Source organism: Saccharopolyspora antimicrobica (assembly GCF_003635025.1).
Taxonomy (GTDB): Bacteria; Actinomycetota; Actinomycetes; order Mycobacteriales; family Pseudonocardiaceae; genus Saccharopolyspora; species Saccharopolyspora antimicrobica.
The window spans coordinates 1,285,923-1,306,627 of sequence record NZ_RBXX01000002.1 but is presented as its reverse complement, the minus strand read 5'-3'; the positions used below and the strand labels follow the sequence as shown (position 1 = coordinate 1,306,627).

At 70.5% G+C, this 20,705-nt stretch carries 19 protein-coding genes; 11 read left to right on the top strand and 8 right to left on the bottom strand.

Annotated features, from left to right (window positions below):
- Positions 1 to 23: 23 nt before the first annotated feature.
- Positions 24 to 203: a hypothetical protein gene (locus tag ATL45_RS38320; RefSeq protein WP_143121739.1), complete on the bottom strand. Its 180-nt coding sequence runs from the start codon at positions 201 to 203 to the stop codon at positions 24 to 26.
- Between the two features lie 271 nt (positions 204 to 474).
- On the opposite strand from ATL45_RS38320, the gene ATL45_RS06625 reads away from it, so the two are divergent.
- The 3 genes from ATL45_RS06625 (at position 475) to ATL45_RS06615 (ending at position 6,029) form a co-directional block, all read left to right on the top strand.
- Positions 475 to 1,551, top strand: coding sequence for a LysR family transcriptional regulator (locus ATL45_RS06625; RefSeq protein WP_235863205.1), 1,077 nt, complete (start codon positions 475 to 477; stop codon positions 1,549 to 1,551).
- Between the two features lie 95 nt (positions 1,552 to 1,646).
- A complete protein-coding gene (locus tag ATL45_RS06620) occupies positions 1,647 to 4,484 on the top strand; it encodes a penicillin acylase family protein (RefSeq protein WP_093157671.1) in 2,838 nt (945 codons plus the stop codon).
- Between the two features lie 285 nt (positions 4,485 to 4,769).
- A complete protein-coding gene (locus tag ATL45_RS06615) occupies positions 4,770 to 6,029 on the top strand; it encodes an amidohydrolase (protein ID WP_093157673.1) in 1,260 nt (419 codons plus the stop codon).
- 55 nt (positions 6,030 to 6,084) lie between these two features.
- Here ATL45_RS06615 and ATL45_RS06610 read toward each other — a convergent pair whose 3' ends face one another.
- Positions 6,085 to 6,666 carry a TetR/AcrR family transcriptional regulator gene (locus ATL45_RS06610; RefSeq protein ID WP_211841190.1) on the bottom strand — a complete coding sequence of 194 codons (582 nt, stop codon included), beginning with the start codon at positions 6,664 to 6,666 and terminating at the stop codon, positions 6,085 to 6,087.
- A gap of 83 nt (positions 6,667 to 6,749) precedes the next feature.
- Here ATL45_RS06610 and ATL45_RS06605 point away from each other — a divergent pair, with 83 nt between their 5' ends.
- The gene (locus ATL45_RS06605; protein WP_093157677.1) at positions 6,750 to 7,382 is read left to right on the top strand and encodes an NAD(P)-dependent oxidoreductase; all 633 of its coding nucleotides are present in this window, start codon (positions 6,750 to 6,752) and stop codon (positions 7,380 to 7,382) included.
- 4 nt (positions 7,383 to 7,386) lie between these two features.
- Here ATL45_RS06605 and ATL45_RS06600 read toward each other — a convergent pair whose 3' ends face one another.
- Positions 7,387 to 8,274, bottom strand: a complete 888-nt coding sequence (locus ATL45_RS06600; protein WP_211841189.1) for a LysR family transcriptional regulator — start codon at positions 8,272 to 8,274, stop codon at positions 7,387 to 7,389.
- 79 nt (positions 8,275 to 8,353) lie between these two features.
- On the opposite strand from ATL45_RS06600, the gene ATL45_RS06595 reads away from it, so the two are divergent.
- The 3 genes from ATL45_RS06595 (at position 8,354) to ATL45_RS06585 (ending at position 11,160) form a co-directional block, all read left to right on the top strand.
- Positions 8,354 to 9,229, top strand: coding sequence for an EamA family transporter (locus ATL45_RS06595; RefSeq protein ID WP_093157681.1), 876 nt, complete (start codon positions 8,354 to 8,356; stop codon positions 9,227 to 9,229).
- Positions 9,226 to 9,849 carry an NAD(P)-dependent oxidoreductase gene (locus tag ATL45_RS06590; RefSeq protein WP_093157683.1) on the top strand — a complete coding sequence of 208 codons (624 nt, stop codon included), beginning with the start codon at positions 9,226 to 9,228 and terminating at the stop codon, positions 9,847 to 9,849. The genes ATL45_RS06595 and ATL45_RS06590 overlap by 4 nt, the downstream gene beginning before the upstream one ends.
- A gap of 162 nt (positions 9,850 to 10,011) precedes the next feature.
- The gene (locus tag ATL45_RS06585) at positions 10,012 to 11,160 is read left to right on the top strand and encodes an epoxide hydrolase family protein (protein WP_093157685.1); all 1,149 of its coding nucleotides are present in this window, start codon (positions 10,012 to 10,014) and stop codon (positions 11,158 to 11,160) included.
- Between the two features lie 52 nt (positions 11,161 to 11,212).
- Here the strand turns inward: ATL45_RS06585 and ATL45_RS06580 are convergent, their stop codons facing one another.
- Both ATL45_RS06580 and ATL45_RS06575 read right to left on the bottom strand, forming a co-directional pair.
- On the bottom strand, positions 11,213 to 11,638 hold the full coding sequence (locus ATL45_RS06580) for a YciI family protein (protein WP_093157777.1): 426 nt from the start codon (positions 11,636 to 11,638) through the stop codon (positions 11,213 to 11,215).
- 115 nt (positions 11,639 to 11,753) lie between these two features.
- Positions 11,754 to 12,647 carry a CPBP family intramembrane glutamic endopeptidase gene (locus ATL45_RS06575; protein ID WP_093157687.1) on the bottom strand — a complete coding sequence of 298 codons (894 nt, stop codon included), beginning with the start codon at positions 12,645 to 12,647 and terminating at the stop codon, positions 11,754 to 11,756.
- 103 nt (positions 12,648 to 12,750) lie between these two features.
- On the opposite strand from ATL45_RS06575, the gene ATL45_RS06570 reads away from it, so the two are divergent.
- The 4 genes from ATL45_RS06570 to ATL45_RS06555 all read left to right on the top strand — a co-directional run bounded on the left by ATL45_RS06570 (position 12,751) and on the right by ATL45_RS06555 (position 16,729).
- Positions 12,751 to 13,338 carry a TetR/AcrR family transcriptional regulator gene (locus tag ATL45_RS06570; protein WP_143121740.1) on the top strand — a complete coding sequence of 196 codons (588 nt, stop codon included), beginning with the start codon at positions 12,751 to 12,753 and terminating at the stop codon, positions 13,336 to 13,338.
- 41 nt (positions 13,339 to 13,379) lie between these two features.
- The gene (locus tag ATL45_RS06565; RefSeq protein ID WP_093157691.1) at positions 13,380 to 13,823 is read left to right on the top strand and encodes a helix-turn-helix transcriptional regulator; all 444 of its coding nucleotides are present in this window, start codon (positions 13,380 to 13,382) and stop codon (positions 13,821 to 13,823) included.
- 10 nt (positions 13,824 to 13,833) lie between these two features.
- Positions 13,834 to 14,244 carry a VOC family protein gene (locus ATL45_RS06560; RefSeq protein ID WP_093157778.1) on the top strand — a complete coding sequence of 137 codons (411 nt, stop codon included), beginning with the start codon at positions 13,834 to 13,836 and terminating at the stop codon, positions 14,242 to 14,244.
- A gap of 109 nt (positions 14,245 to 14,353) precedes the next feature.
- A complete protein-coding gene (locus ATL45_RS06555) occupies positions 14,354 to 16,729 on the top strand; it encodes an ATP-binding cassette domain-containing protein (RefSeq protein ID WP_093157693.1) in 2,376 nt (791 codons plus the stop codon).
- 48 nt (positions 16,730 to 16,777) lie between these two features.
- Here the strand turns inward: ATL45_RS06555 and ATL45_RS06550 are convergent, their stop codons facing one another.
- The 3 genes from ATL45_RS06550 to ATL45_RS06540 all read right to left on the bottom strand — a co-directional run bounded on the left by ATL45_RS06550 (position 16,778) and on the right by ATL45_RS06540 (position 20,676).
- Positions 16,778 to 18,010 (bottom strand): ATP-binding protein, encoded by a 1,233-nt coding sequence (locus ATL45_RS06550; protein ID WP_143121741.1) that lies wholly within the window; start codon positions 18,008 to 18,010, stop codon positions 16,778 to 16,780.
- A 207-nt stretch (positions 18,011 to 18,217) separates the two neighbouring features.
- Entirely contained in the window at positions 18,218 to 19,501 is a 1,284-nt protein-coding gene (locus ATL45_RS06545) for an aspartate aminotransferase family protein (RefSeq protein ID WP_093157697.1), read from the bottom strand.
- A gap of 53 nt (positions 19,502 to 19,554) precedes the next feature.
- The gene (locus ATL45_RS06540) at positions 19,555 to 20,676 is read right to left on the bottom strand and encodes a S8 family serine peptidase (RefSeq protein WP_170210179.1); all 1,122 of its coding nucleotides are present in this window, start codon (positions 20,674 to 20,676) and stop codon (positions 19,555 to 19,557) included.
- Positions 20,677 to 20,705 lie beyond the last annotated feature (29 nt).

The window sequence follows — 20,705 nt, the reverse complement described above, 5'->3', positions numbered from 1 at the left end:
GGGTGTGGTCGAGGGGATTCGCGTCACCGGCCGGGCCGGTCGGCCCGGGCGCTCGTGCGGACCGCCGAGCCGGTGGCCGGTGCGGCCACCACGCGCCGTCGGCGGTCCTCGCCTCCAAGACGTGCAGCGCGGGCCCACGCACTGCGCGGGAAGGCGTCGTTCGACGTCGCGCCACGGGGCGGCGCGACGGTGGTGCTGCGCATGGTGCTCGCGAATCCTCTCCGGGGCAGGCGGCGGCTCACGCATCCGCGCACCTGCGTTCGTGCGAACTGCCCCGAATTCACCGGTCGGTCGCGAGCCGGACCGGGGGCGATCACCGAAGGACCACCGTTGGGGCGAGGCAGATCATTGCACCGCCGCGCACGGGGTTTCCAGCGATTCGGGAAAGAATTCCGCAGATTATTTGTTCTGGCGTGGAGATCAGTTCCGCGCACTACACTTCGGCGCAAACAGGAGACCCGAAGGAAGCATGCCGTGCCGTTAGTCGGAACCGCCAGTCTGTCCGCGAGCGACCTGCGCAGCAGATTGCTCGAATCGCCAGGTGCTCTGCTGGACACCACGATGGATCAGCTGCGCACCCTGGTGCTGGTGCGCGAGGTCGGAACCGCCCTGGCCGCGGCGCGTTCGCTGGGCCGCGAGCAGTCGAGCGTGCAGAAGCAGCTCGACACGCTCAACCGGAACTTCCAGCAACTGTGCGGTGAACCACTGGTGATCAAGCAGGGGCGCGGGAAGTCCGTCCTCTTCACCGATTCCGGAGAGGCGTTCGTGGAGATCGCGCGCAACACGCTGCGCGACTGGCTCGACGGGGTGCACGAATCGCGGCGGCTGCGCGGCGAAACGATCACTGTCGGCACAACTCGTTTCACTCTCGGTTTCCTCGCCAATGCCGGTGAGCACGTCGCCGCGGAATTCGCCGAGCGCGGTGTGGACTTGCGCGTGACGCACCTGCGAACTCGCGAATTGATCAGCGCTTTGCAGGCCAAGCAGGTGGATCTGGTCTGCGGCAGCGTGCTGGTCGGCGAGCCGGGCGATGACGTGCTGGCCGACGTGGACGTGCTGGAGTGGCGGCGCAGCGGGCTGAGCCTGGTCACGAACCTGCCGGTGGGCAAGGTGCCGAACCGGCCGATGCTGGCCAGCCAGCTGCACTCGCTGCCGCTGGTCATCCCGGCCAGCGGACTGATCTCCGGATTCCTGCGCGGCTGGTTCGGCGCCGACTACCGGGAGCGGCTCGACATCGCCGCGGAGATCGACGACGTGCGCTACGGGTTCGACCTGCTGCGCTCGGAACTGCTGCACGGCTGCATGATCGTCACGCGCGGCGTGGGCGAGGCCGCCGATGACGGCCGGCTGCCGGAGGGCCGGGGGCTGCGCACCATCGACCTGGTCAACGACGTCGGGCCGAAGATGCACGTGCTGGTGGGTGCTTTCACCCGGCGCGGGGAGCGGCAGAGCTACGGCGACGATCACCCGCTGAACCTGCTGTGGGCGGCGCTGGAGCTGGAGAACGCCAAGTGGAAGCGCGGTGAGCACCGCCCCGCGGTGGCGTCCTGATTGCGCCGTTCGGGCACACCGAATGTGAATCTCTTTCAATTCCAGTGCGGGATGGCTAGCGTCCGGGTCGCGAAGATCGACCGGGAGGATCTGGCATGCCGCGACTTCCGCGTCCCACCGCCGCTCTCACCGCCACGGCCGCGATCGCTTCCCTGCTGGTCGCGCCGCAGGCCGCTGCTGAACCGATCCCGGAGCCCGCTCCGGACTACTGCCGCGAGCAGTGCCACGACATCCTGCCGCCCGGGCAGAACGGCAACGCCACCTTCGCCGAGCTCGTCGCGCACATGCTGCTGGGCACCCGGCCGAAGCACTCCGACGACCAGCTGGCGCGCTACGACGCGCTCGTCGACGGCTACCCGCGGCTGACGACCGGCACGATCGGCGAGTTCTTCAACGACAACTCCTTCGGCGTGCGGCCCGACGACGTGGAGCGGACCTACCGGCCGCGCGAGGACGTCACCATCGTCCGCGACAAGACCGCGGGCATCCCGCACATCTACGGGACCACGCGCTCGGGCACCACGTTCGGCGCCGGTTACGCGACAGCCGAGGACAAGCTGTTCCTGATGGACGCGCTGCGCCGGGCCGGACGCGGTTCGGTGACCCCGTTCGCCGGTGGCGCCCCGGCGAACCGCGAGCTGGAGCAGCGGTTCTTCGCCGCATCGCCCTACACCGAGCAGGAGCTGCAGCAGCAGATCGATTCAGTCGCGAGTCGCGGTGAGCGCGGCCGCCAGGCGCTGGCCGACGCGCAATCCTACGTGGACGGCATCAACGCCTACATCGAGAAGTCCCACCGCGGCCGGTACTTCCCGGGCGAGTACGTGGCCACCGGGCACGTCGACCCGATCACCAACGCTGGCCGCATCGAACCGTTCGAGCTGACCGACCTGGCCGTGCTGGCCTCGCTGGTCGGCGCGCAGTTCGGCGGTGGCGGCGGCAACGAGGTGCAGAACGCGATCGCGCGCATGTCCTTGCACGAGCGGTTCGGCCCGGAGCGCGGCGAGGAGATCTGGGCGGCGTTCCGCGCCGAGAACGACCCGGAGGCCATCAGCACCCTCCACGATGGACAGTCCTTTCCGTACGGCGTGGCACCGGAGAACCCGGAAGGCGTCGTGCTGCCGGATCCCGGCTCGGTGATCGAGCAGCAGTTCGTGTTCGACCCGACCGGATCGGCCGCCCAGCCCGCGGAACCGGAAGTCCGCCCGGAGAGCCGCAACCCGGCGCCGACCTCCGACGACCCGGTCGAGAGCCTGCGCGGGATCTTCGACGACGGTCTGTTCCCGGCGGGCATGGGTGAACCCCGCGGCATGTCCAACGCGCTCGTGGTCTCCGGCGCGCACACCGAGAGCGGCAACCCGGTGGCCGTGTTCGGGCCGCAGACCGGCTACTTCTCGCCGCAGCTGCTCACCCTCCAGGAGCTGCAGGGGCCCGGCATCTCGTCGAAGGGCGCCTCGTTCGCGGGCCTGAGCTTCTACACGCTGCTGGGCCGCGGTCAGGACTACGCCTGGAGCGCCACCACCGCGTCCCAGGACATGATCGACACCTACGCCGTGGAGCTGTGCGAGCCGGACGGGAGCCCGGCGACCGTGGGCTCCAACGCCTACCGGTTCCGCGGCGAGTGCGTGCCGATGCAGCAGGTCGAGCGGCAGAACGCCTGGAAGCCCAGTCTCGGCGACGACACGCCCGAGGGCTCCTACCGGCTGGTGTCGTTCCGGACCGACTACGGCCCCGTGACCCACCGCGGCACCGTCGGCGGCAAGCCGGTCGCGTTCGCGCTGGCCCGGTCGACGTTCCTGCACGAGGTGGACTCGATCATCGGGTTCCAGAAGTTCAACGACCCGGGCGCGATCACCTCGGCGCAGGACTTCCAGCGCGCGGCGCACGACATCAACTTCACCTTCAACTGGTTCTACGCCGACGCCGACGACACCGCCTACTTCAACTCCGGTGCCAACGTGGTGCGCAAGCCGGTGGTCGACCCGAGCATGCCGATCGCCGCCGACCCGGCCTACGAGTGGCAGGACTGGAACCCGGACGGCAACACCGCGGCGCTCGCCCCGTTCGAGCAGCACCCGAACTCGGTGAACCAGGACTACTACATCAGCTGGAACAACAAGCAGGCGCCGGGAACCGCGGGCGACCGGGCGGAGAAGGGCGCCGTGCAGCGCGGTGACCTGCTCGACGCCCGCGTTCGCGAGCGGATCGAGGCGGGCGGGAAGTTCGACCGCGTCACGCTGACCCGGGCGATGGCCGAAGCGGGCGTCACCGACCTCCGCGCCGAGCGGGTGCTGCCGGACCTGCTGCGGCTCATCGACCAGGAACCGGTCACCGATCAGCAGACCGCGGTGCTGGTCAACCGGCTCCGGAGCTGGCTGGCCGACGGCGGCAAGCGGATCGAGACCGAACCGGGCAGCAGACAGTACGAGCACGCTGCGGCGATCGAACTGCTGGACGCGTGGTGGCCGCGACTGGTGCGCGGCCAGTTCGAGCCCTCGCTGGGCGCGCCGGCCTACCGGGCGCTGACCGGGATGATGCAGATCAACGAATCGCCCTCGGGCTGGCAGAACGGCGAACCGGACCTGCACGTCGGCCAGGGCCACCAGGGCTCGGCGTTCCAGTACGGCTGGTTCGGCCAGGTGTCCAAGGACATCCGCGCGGTGCTCGGCGAGCCGGTGCCCGGCGGGTTCGGCGAGCCGCTGTGCGGAGGCGGCGACGTCGCGGCGTGCCGCCAGATGCTGCTGGACACCCTGCGCCAGGCGGCGGAAACCCCGGCGGAGCAGACCTACCCGGGTGACGCGGACTGCGCGGCCGGCGACCAGTGGTGCGCGGACGCCCTGGTGCACAGCAAGATCGGCGGCATCGCCCAGGAGAAGATCAGCTGGCAGAACCGCCCGACGTACCAGCAGGTCGTGGAGTTCCCGGCCCGCCGCTGAGCTTCCGGCCCGGCGTCCTCATCCGTCGTGGGGCCTCCGGCTCGTCGCCGGGCGCGAGGATCCCGCGATTTCAATGGAAATCAGGTCCGCGATTTCCATTGAAATCTCGTGGATCCCGACGCTCCGTCGGTGTGTCGAGCGCCCGAGGGCGACACCTCGCGCAAGTTCCATTGAAATCGGACGTCTGATTTCCATTGAAATCGCGTTCCGGGCAGAGGCCGCGGGTTCGTGCGGTGCGGTTGGCGGCGTGGGAGCATCGCGGTAACTGCGAACGGGAGGGTTGCTGTGGGCGATCTGGGTGCTGTGCTGCGGCGAATCGACGACATCCGGGACGATCTCACCGCGCTCTACAAGGATCTGCACGCCCATCCGGAGCTGTCCTTCGCCGAGCACCGCACCGCGGCCGAGATCGCGCGGCGCCTGGAGGTGCTGGGCTTGGAGGTCACCACCGGGGTGGGCCGCACCGGTGTCGTCGGAGTGCTCCGCAACGGCGACGGCCCGACGGTGTTGCTGCGCGCGGACTTCGACGCGCTGCCGGTGCAGGAGCAGACCGGCCTCGACTACGCCAGCGCGCAGCGCGGCACCGATCCGGACGGCCACGACGTGCCGGTGATGCACGCCTGCGGGCACGACATGCACGTCACCTGCCAGCTCGGCGCGCTCGACCTGCTGGTCAGCGCCCGCGAGCAGTGGTCCGGCACGGTGGTGGCGGTGTTCCAGCCCGCGGAGGAGATCGGCGCGGGCGCGCAGGCGATGCTCGACGACGGTCTCCTGGAGCGCTTCCCGCGTCCCGACGTGTGCCTGGGCCAGCACGTCTTCCCGTTCCCGGCGGGCACCGTGGGCGTGATCAGCGGGCCCAGCATGTCCGCCGCCGACGGCCTGAAGATCACCATGTTCGGCCGCGGCGCGCACGGTTCGCAGCCGGAGAACGCCATCGACCCGGTGGTGATGGCCTCGGCGACGGTGCTGCGGCTGCAGACCGTGGTGTCCCGCGAGGTCTCCGCCCGCGACACGGCCGTGGTCACCGTCGGCTCGATCCGGGCGGGCACCAAGGACAACATCATCCCGGACCAGGCCGAGCTCCGGGTCAACATCCGCTCCTTCGACGAAGCCGTCCGCGAGCGGGTGATCGCGGCGGTCAAGCGCATCGTGCGCGCCGAAGCGATCGCCTCCGGGGCCGAGCGGGAACCCGAGTTCGAGCGGCTGACGGACTTCCCGGTGCTGGTCAACGACCCGCAGGCGACCGACCGCACGACGAAGGCGCTGTGCGAACAGCTCGGCGCGGAACGGGTCCTGGCGCTGGATCCGGTCACCGGCAGCGAGGACGTCGGCCTGTTCGGCACGGCGGCCGGGGTACCGACCTGCTACTGGTTCTTCGGCGGGGTCGAGCGCGGCAAGTACCTGGCGGCCCGCGAAGCGGGCACGCTGAGCCGGGACGTCCCGTCCAACCACTCGCCGTTCTTCGCCCCGGTGGTCGAGCCGACCCTGACCACCGGAGTCACCGCGATGGCCACCGCAGCGCTCGCCTGGCTCGACCCGCGCTGAAAAGCCTTGCAGGGCAACGGAGACTCGCCCTGGGCCAGCACGGTGTCCGCACGCGCTATTCGGCGGGAGTCAGGGGCTGGAGGAGGGTTCGGACGAGGTCGGCCGGGGCCGGGTTCGGGGCGTCGGTGAAGTGGGTCAGGAAGGCGCTCTGGAAGCAGGCTCCGAGGAGGAGGGCCGCCGTCGACTCCGGGTCCGCTCCCGGGTCGAGGGCTCCCGCCCGCTGTTCCGCCTTCAGGTAGGCCGCGAGGGCTGCGCGGACCGCGTGCGGGCCCATGCCCCGTTCCTGCAGTGCGTCGCGGTGGGCGGTGAACAGCGTCTGCTCGGAGAAGACCGAGGCCGCCATCGGGAAGGTCTCGGTGTAGAAGTCGAGCGCCTCGGTCGCGACCTCTTCGAGGACCGCTCGCAGCTCGCCCTTGCCCGCCCGGTCGGTCAGGCCGGTGAGCAGCGCGCGGAGGTTGCCCGGCGCGCGTTCCTGGAGCACCGCGAGGAACAGGTCCGTCTTGTCGCGGAAGTGCTTGTACAGCGCGGCTTCCGAGAAACCGGACTCCTTGGCGATCTCCTTGGTGGTGGCGCGCGCCATGCCGCGCGTGCGCATCACGTGCGCGGCGGCGTCGAGCATCCGGTCCCGGGTTCCCACGGCGGCCTCCCTCGGTTGACAGGTTGGTGAGCGCTCGCTGACCATAGTAGTTAGTGGGCACTCACCAACCAAGGGGTGGAACGATGCGGATCACGATCTTCGGGGCGACCGGCGGAACCGGGAAGCACCTGCTCGACCAGGCCTTGTCGGCCGGGCACCAGGTGACCGCGGTGGTGCGGGATCCGGCGAAGGTCACCCGCGAGCATCCCGGGCTGGCGGTCGTCCGGGCCGACGTCATGGATCCCGCGGACATCCGGCCGCACATCGCAGGCCGGGACGCCGTCATCTCGGCGATCGGCTCGACGAGCCTGCGGAACCCGACCGCGGTGCAGACCGACAGCACGGCCAGCATCCTCGACGCGATGGGCGCGGCAGGTGTCCGCCGCTTCCTGGTCGTCAGCAACGGCGGCATCGTCACCGACGGCGACGACGTGCTGACCAGGCGCCTGGTGAAGCCGATCATGTGGCGCTTCCTCAAGCACCCGTGGACCGACATGCAGCGCATGGAGGAGATCGTGCGCGCCAGCAGTGCGGACTGGACGATCATCCGGCCGCCGAGGCTCACCGAGGGCCCGCGCACCGGCCGCTACCGCAGCGCGGTGGAGCGCGCCGTCCGCGGCGGGATGAAGATCTCCCGCGCGGACCTGGCGGACAGCATTCTCCGCAGTCTGCACGACGATTCCTCGATCCGGAGCGCGATCGCGGTCGCCGACTGAGGGTTCACCCCGCGAGGCGCTCGGCCGGGATGCCGAGCGCGGTCAGGAACGCCGTCGCGGCGGGAGTCCGGGTGGTGCGGCTCCAGGCCACGTACTCGATGCGGGCGGGCGCGTCGGTCACCGGGATCGTGGTCACGCCGGTGAACCTCGGCACGTAGGTGGAAGCGAGCATCGCGATGCCGAGCTGCTGCTGGACGAGCTGGACCATCAGATCCGCCGTCGGGATCTCGAACGCCACCTCGCGGTCGAGGCCCGCCGCCGCGAAGGCCTGGTCGGACTGGGCCCGTCCCGCGCTGCCGGTGGGGAAGTCCACGAAGCGCTCGGTGGCGAGCCGGGTGAGGTCCACGTTCTCGCTGGTGGCCAGCGGGTGCTCGGGCGCGACCACGGCGACCAGCGGATCCCGCGCGAACTCGAAGCTCTGGACGCCCTGCGGCCGGACGGTTGCCGGGAGGCCGAGGAGCGCCACGTCGAGGCCGCCTTCGCGGATCTGCTCGACCATGGCCTCGCTGCTGCTCACCCGCAGGCCGATCCGGACGTTGGGGTGGCGCTGGTGGAAATCGCGGAGCACGACCGGGAGGTCGACCGCGGCGACGGTGGGGATCACGCCGATCGCCAGTCGCCCGCGCACCTCGCCGATCGCTGCGGCGACCTCGGCCGCGGCGCGCTCGGCGGCGTCCAGGCACTGGCGCGCGGCGGGCAGGAACGCCTCGCCCGCCGGGGTCAGCCGGACCCGGCGGCTGGTGCGGTCGAAGAGCCGCGCGCCGAGTTCCCGCTCCAGCCTCGCCACCTGGTGGCTCAGCGCGGATTGCACGACCAGGCACCGCTGCGCGGCGCGGGTGAAGCTGTTCGTCTCCGCCACGGCGACGACGTAGCGCATCTGCTGGAGTTCCACCGATCCATCTTGTATCGAGATGGATCGGATGACAAACATGTGTTGGACTCATCGATGCTGGTCGGCCGAGACTTGACGCATGATCCAGAAGAACGTCGTGCTCACCGCACTGGCTCCGGCCGTGTGGGGCACGACCTACGTGGTGACGACGGAGCTCCTGCCGCCCGGGCACCCGCTGTTCGCCGGGTTGGCCCGCGCGCTGCCCGCCGGGCTGATCGCGCTGGCGATGACGCGGGCGCTGCCGCGCGGTGCGTGGTGGGGCAAGGCCGCGGCGCTCGGCGTGCTGAACATCGGCTTGTTCTTCCCGCTGCTGTTCATCGCCGCTGAGCGGCTGCCCGGTGGTGTCGCCGCGACCTTGGCCGCGGCGCAGCCGATGATCGTCGCGGTGCTGGCCGTGGTCGTGCTCAAGGAGAGGCCGTCCGTGCGGCGGTTCGGCTGGGGCGCGGTCGGTGTCGTGGGCGTCGGTCTCGTGGTGCTGGGCCCGGACGCCGGTTTCGACGTCATCGGGGTGATCGCGGGCCTGGCCGGTGCGGTCGGGATGGCGCTCGGGGTGGTCCTGACCAAGCGGTGGGGCCGACCGCCCGGTGTCGGACCGTTGGCCTTCGCGGGCTGGCAGCTGACCGCGGGCGGGTTGTTCCTGGTGCCGGTCACGCTCACCTTCGAGGGCCTGCCGCCCGCCGTCGACGTGCCCGCGCTGCTCGGATACCTGTGGCTGGGCGGGGTCGGCGGACTGCTCGCCTACGTCGTGTGGTTCCGCGGGATCGGCATCCTGCCGGTCACCTCGGCCGCCCTGCTCGGCCTGCTCTCGCCACTGGTCGCCGCGCTGCTCGGCGCGGTGCTGCTCGGACAGCTGCTGGGCCCGGTCCAGCTGCTCGGTTTCGCCTTCGCGCTGGCCGCGATCGTCGCGGCACAGCTGCCCGCTCGCACTCCCGTCCTGGAAAGGGTCTCAGCATGAAGATCACCGTCATCGGAGCCACCGGAATGGCCGGCTCGCGCATCACCGCCGAAGCCCTCCGGCGCGGCCACCACGTCACCGCCGTGTCCCGCAGCGGCGCACCGCTGCCCGGCGCGACGTCGGTCCGCGCCGACGTGACCGACGGGGAGCGGATGCGCGACCTGTTCGCCGGAACCGACGTGATCGTCGGCACGACGCGGCCGGCGCCGGGGCAGGAGCACGTCGTCGGCGAGACCACGACGGCGCTGCTCGACGCGGCCGCCGCCGCGGGCCGGCGGGTGCTCGTCGTGGGCGGCGCAGGTCCACTTAGGACTCCTGCGGACCCGGAGCGGTTGGTCGTCGACGATCCCGCCTACGTGGCCGCGAAGTGGCGCACGATCGCCGCGGCGAGCGTCGCCCAGCTCGAGGTCTGCCGCACGCACCAGGCGGACTGGACCTACCTGAGCCCGCCGGCGGTGCTCGAACCCGGCGAGCGCACCGGCCACTACCGGCGCGGCGGAACGACCCTCCTCGTCGGAACCGACGGTGTCTCCCGCATCTCCGCCGAGGACTTCGCGGTGGCGGTCCTCGACGAGCTGGAGAACCCGAGCGGCGCCAAGCACTTCACCGTCGCCTCCTGAGCGGGGCTGGTGCCCTGTTCAGGAACCGTGAGTGTTTTGGGGGGTTATAGCTCCCAAAACACTCACGGGTCGCCACCAGCGAAAATTACCAGCCCGTTTTCCGGGGAAGAGCCGGTGGATCGAGGACATCAACTGTCCTAACCGGTCCATAGCGTTGCGGGCATGGTCAACGCAGTGCACATCCGCCCCTTCCACATCGACGTCCCGCAGGCTCGGCTGGACGACCTCCGGGACCGGCTGGCCGGCACGAGGTGGCCGGACGAGCTGCCGGGAGTCGGGTGGAGCCGCGGCGTTCCGGTGGCCTACCTGAAGGAGCTCGCCGAGCACTGGCGCACCGGCTACGACTGGCGGGCGCACGAGGCCGCCATCAACGAGCACCCGCAGTTCACCGCCGGCATCGACGGCCAGAACGTGCACTTCCTCCACGTGCGCTCGCCGGAGCCGGACGCCGCGCCGCTGCTCCTGCTGCACGGCTGGCCGGGCGGGGTGACGGACTTCCTCGACGTCATCGGCCCGCTGACCGATCCGCGGTCGCACGGCGGCGACCCGGCCGACGCGTTCCACCTGGTCATCCCGTCGCTGCCGGGCTTCGGCTTCTCCACGCCGCTGGCGGGCCCGGGAATGAACGCGGCCCGGATCGCCGGGATCCTGCTCCGGCTCATGGCAGAACTCGGCTACGACCGGTTCGGCGTGCAGGGCTACGACACCGGCGCCTGGGTCGGTCCGCAGCTCGGGCAGCAGGCGCCGGAGCGCGTGCTCGGCATCCACCTCAACGCGCTGATCACCTTCCCGGCCGGGGTCGAGGGCGAGTTCGACGGGCTCACCGAGGCCGAGCAGCGGCGCTGGGAGGCGATGCAGAACTTCAACGACGGGTACCTGCAGTGCAACGCCAAGCGGCCGCAGACGGTGGCCTACGGCCTGCACGACTCACCGGTCGGGCAGCTCGCCTGGATCGTGGAGAAGTTCAAGGAGCTCACCGAGCCGGCGGAGGGATTGCCCGAGGACAGCATCGACCGCGACCGCATCCTCACCGACGTCACCCTGTACTGGCTGACCGGCACGGCGGCCTCGGCGGCGCAGATCTACTACGAGGAGATCTCCGCGAGCGAGTGGGGCGAGAGCGCGCCACGCGCAGCGGTGCCGACCGGAGTGCTGGTGTCCGCCCACGACGTGACCATCCGCCGCTGGGCCGAGCGCGACCACGACGTCGTGCACTGGACGGAACTGGGCCGTGGCGGCCACTTCCTGGCGATGGAGGAGCCGGACGCGCTGGTCGAGGACGTCCGGACGTTCTTCCGGAAGCTCCGCTGAGCGGCGGCCGTGGGTGCGCGGGACCTGGCCGCGCACTCACGACCCGGCTCGCTCATCCGCCGTGCTGCTCGGCGATGCGCTCGCGCATCCGCTGCTCGGCCTCGCGCAGCTCCGGGGTGAACTCCTCGCCGAAGTCGGCGTCCTCGGCGACCTTGCGGATCTCGACCTCGCCGCTCTCGAACGGGATCCGGCGCGCCCAGCCGATCGCCTCGTCGCGGGAGGCGACGTCGAGGATCCAGTACCCGGCGACCAGCTCCTTGGTCTCGGTGAACGGCCCGTCGACCACGGTGGTCCGCCCCTTGCCGGAGAACTTCACGCGCGCCCCGCTGCGGCTGTCCAGCAGCCCGTTGCCGTCGACCATCACACCGGCCGCCACCAGCTCCTCGTTGTACCTCGTCATCTCGGCGAGCTCCTGCTCGGTCGGCAGCGCGCCGGACTCGGACTCGTCGCCGGACTTGACGATCACCATGTACTTCATCGCGGTCTCCTCCTGGGAGGTCGGTTCCTGCTTCACCCACGCATCGAACGAGCCGGGCCGGGATCGACACCTCGCGACGGATTTTCCAGAAGTTTTTTCCGCGGCGCGGTCCGAGTCAGCTCCCGCTGGCCGCCGGACGCCGCTTGACCAGCAGGAACACCACGGCGGTCAGCAGCAGGAAGGCAGGGATCAGCAGCAGCGCGTCCGGTGTGGTCGGCTGCGCGGCCCAGCCCGTGCCGCGGCTGGCGCCCTCCAGGGTGATGCGGGCGACGGTCAGGTACGTCAGGTGCACGGCGATGGACGTCCACAGCGACCCGGTGGTGATGCGCGCGATCAGCAGCACGGTGCCGAAGACCGGGAACAGGACCGCGTAGGCGACCGGGTCCTGGCCGGGCGGGGCGAAGCCCGGCGCCGGTGGGTCCTGGCCCAGCAGCGTGCCGACCGCGAAGTTCACGACGGTCGATCCGGCGCCGACGAGGCAGAACAGCAGGACGGTGGTGAGGAAGGCGGTCCAGCGGCGCAGCGCCCGGCTGAGCGATGCGTAGACGTAGCCGCGGAAGACCAGCTCCTCCGGGAAGGCCTCCAGCGCCATCGCGATCAGCGCGTTGACCAGCAGGAACCGGGCGAGTTTCGCCGCGTCGAGCGGGCCCCACTCGAACCAGCCCGCCCACGTGCCCAACCCGAACACCACGACCGCCGAGCCGCCGGTGACCGCCACGCCGAGCGCGAAGGTCCGCAGCCCCCTCGCCCAGCCGGTCAGGCCGAGTCCGGACATCGGTTCGCGATCCACGGCACGGCGCAGCAGCACGATCAGCGACACGGTGATCAGCAGGCACAGCGCTGCGATCAGGACCTGTCGCGAGGCGTCGCTCATGCCGGTGCGGCTCTGCACCGCGTGCGCGATCGCTCCTGCCGAGCCGAGTGCCACGGCCATGGCGCAGGTGCCCAGCACGCCCCGGGCGAGCGCTCGTGCTCGCGGCGCGTCGACCGGTGCCTCCGTGGACGGCATCTCCGCTCCTTTTTAGGTCAGGTGTACAGGAAAGGATTTCGGTCAACTGTACAGAATAAAGATCGCCGAGCGGTCTCGGGTAGAAAAGTCGGGGGAGGTGCGCGTGCCGAAGATCGTTGACCACGAAGAACGCCGCTGGGAGCTGGTGCGAGCGGTGTGGGCGGTCATCCGCGAGAAGGGAGTGGCGGGCGCGTCGGTGCGCGCCGTCGCCCGCCAGGCGGGCTGGTCACCGAGCTCGGTCCAGTACTACTTCTCCAGCCAGTCGGAGCTGCTGCTGTTCGCGCTGCGCGCGATCTCCGAGGCGGCGGAGCACCGGCTGCTGGCGGCAGACCTGCCCGGCGATCCCCGCGGACGGGCGCTGGCCCGGCTGGAGCGGCTGCTGCCGACCGACCCGGACGCGCACGTGGCGACCGAGATCTGGGTGGCGTTCCTGTCGCTGGTCCTGGTCGACGACGAGGCCGGGGCGCTCAACGCCGGGGACACCCGCGCGGTGGCGGACCTGTGCCGCGAGGTGCTGGAGGAGATGTCCGCGGCCGGGCTGGTCGCCGAGCACCGGGACCTGGAGCTCGAAACCCGCTTGCTGCACGCGCTGTTCGACGGCATCGCCCTGCACTCGGTGACGGCCCCCGACCTGATGCCGACCGACCGGATCAGGCAGCTGCTCGAATACCACCTGGACCACCTGAGGTGATCGGGTGGGGCGCGTCGGGGTGGCGTGGCACGATTCGGCACGTGGCCAGCACCTCAGCCGAAGCTCAGCGCCTGCGCGATCTCGCGCTGCTGCGCCGGGTCCGCGACCGGATCGACCGGGAGTACGCGCAACCGCTGGACGTCGAAGCGCTCGCCCGCGGTGCCGGGATGTCCGCCGGGCACCTCAGCCGCCAGTTCCGCAGCGCCTACGGGGAGTCGCCGTACAGCTACCTCATGACTCGGCGCATCGAGCGCGCGATGGCGCTGCTGCGCCGCGGCGACCTGAGCGTCACCGATGTCTGCTTCGAGGTCGGCTGCTCCTCGCTGGGCACCTTCAGCACCCGCTTCGCGGAACTGGTCGGCATGTCGCCCAGCCGCTACCGGCGGGAGGCGGCGGCCGCGACCGAGGGCATGCCGTCGTGCGTGGCCAAGCAGGTCACCAGACCGATCAGGAATCGAGAAGCGCGGCCATCGGACCGGACATAGCGTGGCTGCCATGGACATCACCATCGCGGAGACCTTCCTCCCGCACGAAGACCCCGAGGCCACGCTGGCCTTCTACCGCGACGCCCTCGGTTTCGAGGTCCGCAACGACGTCGGCTACGGCGGCATGCACTGGATCACGGTCGGCCCGGTCGGCCAGCCCGGCACGTCGATCGTGCTCTACCCGCCTGCCGCCACCCCGGGCCTCACCGACGACGAGCGCCGCACCATCTCCGAGATGATGGCCAAGGGCAGCTACGCGATGATCAACCTGGCCACGCCGGACCTCGACGGCACCTTCGAGAAGCTGCAGGCCCGCGACGTCGAGATCGTGCAGGAACCGACCGAGCAGCCCTACGGGCGGCGCGACTGCGCCGTCCGCGATCCCGCGGGCAACATGATCCGGATCAACGAACAGTCCTGAGTCAACGTTTCCGCTGGTCACAAGCCGTGAGTGTTTTGTGCTGCCATAGCAGCACAAAACACTCACGGACGCGTGCCAGCGGAAACCTGTGCGATAGATGGAGACACCGATGAGCACGGCCACGACGAACGCGCTGCACGTCGCGGACAGCCACGACCTGATCCGCGTGCACGGCGCGCGGGTGAACAACCTCAAGGACGTCAGCGTCGAGATCCCGAAGCGCCGCCTGACGGTGTTCACCGGAGTCTCCGGCTCGGGCAAGAGCTCGCTGGTGTTCGGCACGATCGCCGCGGAGTCCCAGCGGATGATCAACGAGACCTACAGCGCCTTCGTGCAGGGCTTCATGCCGACGCTGGCGCGGCCCGACGTGGACGTGCTCGACGGCCTGACCACCGCGATCATCGTCGACCAGGAGCGGATGGGCAGCGATCCGCGCTCCACCGTCGGCACCGCCACCGATGCCAACGCGATGCTGCGCATCCTGTTCAGCCGCCTCGGGACGCCGCACATCGGTTCGCCCCAGGCGTTCTCGTTCAACGTCGCCTCGATCAGCGGATCCGGCGCGGTGAAGTTCGAGCGCGGCGGCAAGACGGTGAAGGAGCGGCGCGACTTCAACGTCCTCGGCGGCATGTGCCCGAACTGCGAGGGCCGCGGCTCGGTGAACGACTTCGACCTGACCGAGCTCTACGACGACAGCAAGTCGATCAACGAGGGCCCGTTCAAGGTTCCCGGCTACGGCTCCGAGGGCTGGTACGGCCGGATCTTCGGCGGTTCCGGCTTCTTCGACCCGGACAAGCCGATCCGGGACTTCACCGAGCAGGAGCTGCACGACCTGCTCTACAAGGAACCGACCAAGATCAAGGTCGATGGCATCAACCTGACCTACGAGGGCCTGATCCCGAAGCTGCAGAAGTCGATGCTGGCCAAGGACCGGGAGTCGATGCAGCCGCACATCCGGGCCTTCGTGGACCGGGCGATCACCTTCACCGACTGTCCCGAGTGCGGCGGCACCCGGCTCAACGAGACCGCCCGGTCGTCGAAGATCGCCGGGATCAGCATCGCCGACGCCTGCGCGATGCAGATCAACGACCTGGCCGAGTGGACCCGCGGCCTCGACGACTCCTCGGTGGGCCCGCTGCTCGAAACGCTGCAGCAGACGCTGGATTCGTTCGTGGAGATCGGCCTCGGCTATCTCTCGCTGGACCGCCCGTCGGGCACGCTGTCGGGCGGTGAGGCCCAGCGCACCAAGATGATCCGCCACCTCGGCTCCTCGCTCACCGACGTCACCTACGTCTTCGACGAGCCCACCATCGGCCTGCACCCGCACGACATCCAGCGGATGAACGACCTGCTGCTCCGCTTGCGGGACAAGGGGAACACGGTGCTCGTCGTGGAGCACAAGCCGCAGACCATCGCGATCGCCGACCACATCGTCGACCTGGGCCCGGGCGCGGGCACGGCGGGCGGCACGATCTGCTTCGAGGGCGATGTCGAAGGCCTGCGCGCCAGCGACTCCGTCACCGGCCGCCACCTCGAGGACCGGACCAAGCTCAAGGGCGAGGTGCGCACTCCCACCGGTCAGCTGGAGATCCGCGGCGCCAGCACCCACAACCTGCAGGACGTCGACGTCGACATCCCGCTCGGCGTGCTCTGCGTGATCACCGGCGTGGCGGGCTCCGGCAAGAGCTCGCTGGTGCGCGGTTCGGTGCCCGCCGACGCCGGCGTGATCGAGGTGGACCAGACCGCGATCCGCGGGTCGCGGCGCAGCAACCCGGCGACCTACACCGGCATGCTCGAGCCGATCCGCAAGGCCTTCGCCAAGGCCAACGGCGTGAAACCGGCGTTGTTCAGCGCGAATTCGGAGGGCGCCTGCCCGGCCTGCAACGGCGCGGGCGTGATCTACACCGATCTGGCGATGATGGCTGGTGTCGCCACCACCTGCGAGGAGTGCGAGGGCAGGCGGTTCCAGGCGGCAGTGCTGGAGTACCGGCTCGGCGGCAAGAACATCAGCGAGGTGCTCTCGATGTCGGTCGCGCAGGCCGAGGAGTTCCTCGGCGAGGGCGAGGGCCGCGTCCCGGCCGCGCACAAGATCCTGCAGCGGCTGGTCGACGTCGGGCTCGGCTACCTCCGCCTCGGCCAGCCGCTGACCACGCTGTCCGGCGGCGAGCGGCAGCGGCTCAAGCTGGCCACGCACATGTCCGAGAAGGGCGGCGTCTACGTGCTCGACGAGCCGACGACCGGCCTGCACCTCGCCGACGTCGAGCAGCTGCTCGGCCTGCTCGACCGGCTGGTCGAGTCGGGCAAGTCGGTGATCGTGATCGAGCACCACCAGGCGGTGATGGCGCACGCGGACTGGATCATCGACCTCGGCCCCGGAGCGGGCCACGACGGCGGCCGCATCGTCTTCGAAGGCACCCCGGCAGCCCTGGTCGAAGCCCGCTCCACCCTCACCGGCGAACACCTCGCCGACTACGTCGGCGCCTGACCGGGCCGGCGCGCCGGGATCTGGGGGTTCCGGCGCGCCGGTGCGGGGTCAGCTGGTCTCGTCGGTGCCGAGGTGCCCGAGAGCCACGACATTGACCCCATCCGGCCGTGTGTAGCTGGTGTTTCCCGCGGTGAGGACGTTGAGCGACGAGAGCTGGTCGGACCGCTTCTCGGAGACCTTGTTCTTCAGCGCGATCAGATTGGCGGCGGCTTTGTCGATGTTCTTGGTACCGCCCATCTTGACCTCGAACGCCGCCCAGCGGCCGTTGTTCAACTCGACGATGGCATCGACTTCGAGTCCGGACCCGTCCCGGTAGTGGTAGACCGTTCCACCCAGTTGATCCGCATGCGCGCGCAGGTCGCGGATGCACAGCGATTCGAAGAGAAGGCCCAGGGCGTGGAGGTCGTTCAGAAGCGCCTGTCGGCCAGCTCCCAAAGCCGCGGCAGCCAGGGACGGGTCGACGAAGTGCCACTTGGGAGATGTCCGCAACCGGATCTTCGACCGCAGGTGAGTGCTCCAGGCCGGTTGCTCCTCGACGACGAACACGCGGGACAGCGCATCCAGGTACTTGCGAGCGGACTGCGCTGAAACCCAGGAACCCGATTCGCCGATCTCCGCCTCCTTGCTGAGCTCGCTGACCGAGATCTCGGTGGACACGTTGCGGGCGAGCGCTCTGATGAGGGCTCTCACCCGCATCGGGTCCACACCGACGCCGGTCTCGGTCAGGTCGACGCGCGTGATGTCGTCCAGGTAGCTGTTGAGGTAGTCGTGTGCCGACCGAGTGGGCTGCGCGACGAGCGCAGGCCACCCGCCGCGAACCACGAGATCGGCGTAGTCCTCGACCGTCGGGCCGCCGAACCCACCGATGGCGGCACCGTCGAACAGGTCGGCCATGGTGAACGCGGCGATGCTCTCCCCGCTTTCGGCGAGGGTCATGGGGCGCAGTGTCACTCGCCGAAACCTGCCGGCGCCACTGTGCCGGGTGATGTCGTCGGGTGGCGTCGCCGACCCGGTCAGGATGAACTGGCCGGGCACCGCACGTTGATCGATCTCATGTCGCACGGCGTTCCACAGAACTGGTGCGAGCTGCCACTCGTCGAGAAGACGAGGTGCATCGCCCGTGAGCACGGTGCGGGGTGAGGTTTCAGCCAGACTGGCGAGTTCAGGTGAGGAATCGAGGCGGATGCTGCTCGCCGCGACTTGCAGGCCGGTGGTCGTCTTGCCGACAGCACGCGGCCCTTGCAGGACCACGGCGCCGAACGTCTCCAGCGCGCCCTGCACGACACGGTCAACGATGCGTGGCCTGTACCCCGTCACATCTGCAATTTAACACATCTGCACGTGATCAAATAACGCGCTTGCACATGATCGTTTATCGAGTTTGCACAAGATCGAATAGTGCGTTCGCACACCGGAAGCCATACCACCGGGGGCAGGCCGACGGGCCGGCGCGCCGGGATCTGGGGGTTCCGGCGCGCCGGTGCGGGGTCAGCTGGTCTCGTCGGTGAGGGCCTTGTCGAGGATCTCCAAGCCTCGGTCGATCTCCGCGTCGGTGGCCGTCAGGGGCGGGGCGATGCGGAAGGTCCCGCCCATGCCCGGCAGCTGGACGATGTTCATGTGCAGGCCGAGTTCCGCGCAGCGGCGGGTGACCGCGGCGCCGAGCTGATCTGCGCCGTCCGGGCCTCCGACCAGCTCCAGGCCCACCAGCAGGCCGCGGCCCCGGACGTCGCCGATCACCTCGTGCTTGCCCGCGAGCTCGTCCAGGCCACTGCGCAGGCGGTCGCCGAGTTCGCGGGCCCGCAGGTCGAGGCGGTCGCGGGTCAGCACGTCCAGAACGGTGTTGCCGACCGCCGCCGGGAGCGGGTCGTTGACGTGGGTGGTGAAGAACAGGTAGCCGCGTTCGTGCGCCGCCTGCTCGATCTCCGCGCTGGTCAGCACGGCTGCGAGCGGGAGACCGGCACCGAGGGTCTTGGACAGGGTGAGGATGTCCGGGACCACTCCGTCGCGCTCGAAGGCGTACCAGTCGCCGGTGCGGCACAGGCCGGTCTGGGCCTCGTCCAGGATCAGCAGCATGCCCCGCTCGTGGCACTTGTCCCGCAGCGCGGCCAGGTAGCCCGGCGGGAGGTCGACGACGCCGCCGCTGCTCAGGATCGGCTCGACCAGGCAGGCCGCGAGGCTGCCCGCGGACTGGGCGTCGATCAGGTCGAAGGCCAGGTCGAGCTGGCGGCGCCAGTCCAGGCCGCCGTCGGCGTCGACGATGTCGGGGCGGAAGCGGTCCGGGACCGGCAGCGCGAAGTTGCCGGGAGCCGGCGGTCCGTAGCCGGCGCGCCCGGCGCTGTAGGTGGCGTTCGCGGCGGCCTGCGTCATGCCGTGCCAGGACCGCGCGAACGAGACGATCTCGTACTTCCCGGTGACCAGCTTGGCCATCCGCAGCGCGGCCTCGTTCGCCTCCGCGCCGGTGGTCAGGAACACGGCCTTGTCCAGGGGCGCGGGCAGCGTCCCGGCGAGCCGCTCGGCGAGGTCGAGGACCGGACGGCTCAGCATCCCGCTGTAGAGGTGGTCGAGCCGCTCGGCCTGCGCGTGGATCGTCGCGACGATCTCCGGGTGCGAGTGCCCGAGGATCGCGCTCATCTGCCCCGAGGTGAAGTCGAGCAGTTCGCGGCCGTCCTCGGTGACCACGGTGGTGCCCGAGGCGCGGTCGATGATCTCGGGGCTGAAAGCGCCGCGCCCCGAGTAGCGGATCAAGTGCTGTTCCTGTCCGGTCTCACGCATGGCCCGACGCTACGGACCCGGACTCCCCGAAGTCCACCCCGGAAAACCCGCCGCTAGTTCTCCCGGCGGCGACGTGCGGCGGCCGCGATCACCGGTCCGGCCAGGAGCAGAGCCGCTGCGGTGATGCTGCCGGCCAGCCACAGGGCCCGGGCGGCGGGGGCCGGGTCGGGGACGGCCGGTTTGGGGACCGCGAGGTCTTCCGGGACCGGGGTCGCGGGCGGGTCGGTGTTGGGGATCGTGGTGACCGCTGCGAACGGGTCGACCACGCCGTAGCCGATGACCTTGTTCGGCAGCGGTGTCGAGGGGTGGTCGGCTGCGTTGAGGAGGCGGGCGGCGACTTCGGGAGCGGGCAGGGCCGGGTGGTAGGCGCGGACCAGGGCGGCTGCTCCCGCCACGTACGCCACGGCGAGCTCGTTGCCGGAGGAGAGGCGGTGGCCCGCTCCTTGCGGGGCTACTCCCACCAGCTGCTGGGCCGGTGCCGCGATCGCCGGGTCCGCGCCGTACGTCGGCGACTGGACGGGGCCTTCCGGGCCGACGGGTGCTACCGCCAGGACGCCGGGAATCCTCGCGGGGAAGGCGAGTTGGCCCTTCTTCGGCACCGCGGCCGGGGCGATGACCAGCACGTCCCGTTCGGACGCGTAGGCGATGGCGGCGCGCAGGTCGGGCATGTCCAATGTGGCCACCAGGCCGACGGCGACCACGCGGGCGCCGCCGTCGACGGCGGCCTTGATGCCCTTGGCGATCGAGTTCGCGAGGCCCGCGTGGTCCTGGATCTTGGGCGGGTCGTCGCTGACCCGGACCGGGAAGATCTTGGCCTCCGGTGCCACTCCGGTGAACGGCACGTGCGGGTCGCTGCTCGGGCGGGCCGCGATCAGCGAGGCGAGGAACGTGCCGCGGCCGAAGCAGTCCCCGTTGCCGGGGCCGCCTTGCAGGTCCGTGCCCGGCAGGACCGCGCCGGACAGCGCGGGCGCGGTGGCGCTGACACCGGTGTCGACCACGCCGACGATCACGTCGCCCCGGGTCAGCGGCCAGGCGCGGTCGGCCGCCATCCGCTGCTGGGCCCAAGATGCCGTGGTCACCGGCGTTTCCGACGGTGGCGTGCACTGGCCGATCGGCTGGGCGAGCGCGGTCGTCGGAGCGGTGGTGGCCGCGATGCCCAGGACCGCCGCCAGCACCGCGAGCCGGGTGCGGTTGAGCCGTGCGG

Bases quoted from the DNA above. Each gene is read 5' to 3' on its own strand.
- ATL45_RS38320 (WP_143121739.1), bottom strand. From the start codon at position 203: ATGCGCAGCACCACCGTCGCGCCGCCCCGTGGCGCGACGTCGAACGAC.
- ATL45_RS06620 (WP_093157671.1), top strand. From the start codon at position 1,647: ATGCCGCGACTTCCGCGTCCCACCGCCGCTCTCACCGCCACGGCCGCG.
- ATL45_RS06605 (WP_093157677.1), top strand. From the start codon at position 6,750: ATGCGGATCACGATCTTCGGGGCGACCGGCGGAACCGGGAAGCACCTG.
- ATL45_RS06595 (WP_093157681.1), top strand. From the start codon at position 8,354: ATGATCCAGAAGAACGTCGTGCTCACCGCACTGGCTCCGGCCGTGTGG.
- ATL45_RS06590 (WP_093157683.1), top strand. From the start codon at position 9,226: ATGAAGATCACCGTCATCGGAGCCACCGGAATGGCCGGCTCGCGCATC.
- ATL45_RS06585 (WP_093157685.1), top strand. From the start codon at position 10,012: ATGGTCAACGCAGTGCACATCCGCCCCTTCCACATCGACGTCCCGCAG.
- ATL45_RS06580 (WP_093157777.1), bottom strand. From the start codon at position 11,638: ATGAAGTACATGGTGATCGTCAAGTCCGGCGACGAGTCCGAGTCCGGC.
- ATL45_RS06575 (WP_093157687.1), bottom strand. From the start codon at position 12,647: ATGCCGTCCACGGAGGCACCGGTCGACGCGCCGCGAGCACGAGCGCTC.
- ATL45_RS06560 (WP_093157778.1), top strand. From the start codon at position 13,834: ATGGACATCACCATCGCGGAGACCTTCCTCCCGCACGAAGACCCCGAG.
- ATL45_RS06555 (WP_093157693.1), top strand. From the start codon at position 14,354: ATGAGCACGGCCACGACGAACGCGCTGCACGTCGCGGACAGCCACGAC.
- ATL45_RS06545 (WP_093157697.1), bottom strand. From the start codon at position 19,501: ATGCGTGAGACCGGACAGGAACAGCACTTGATCCGCTACTCGGGGCGC.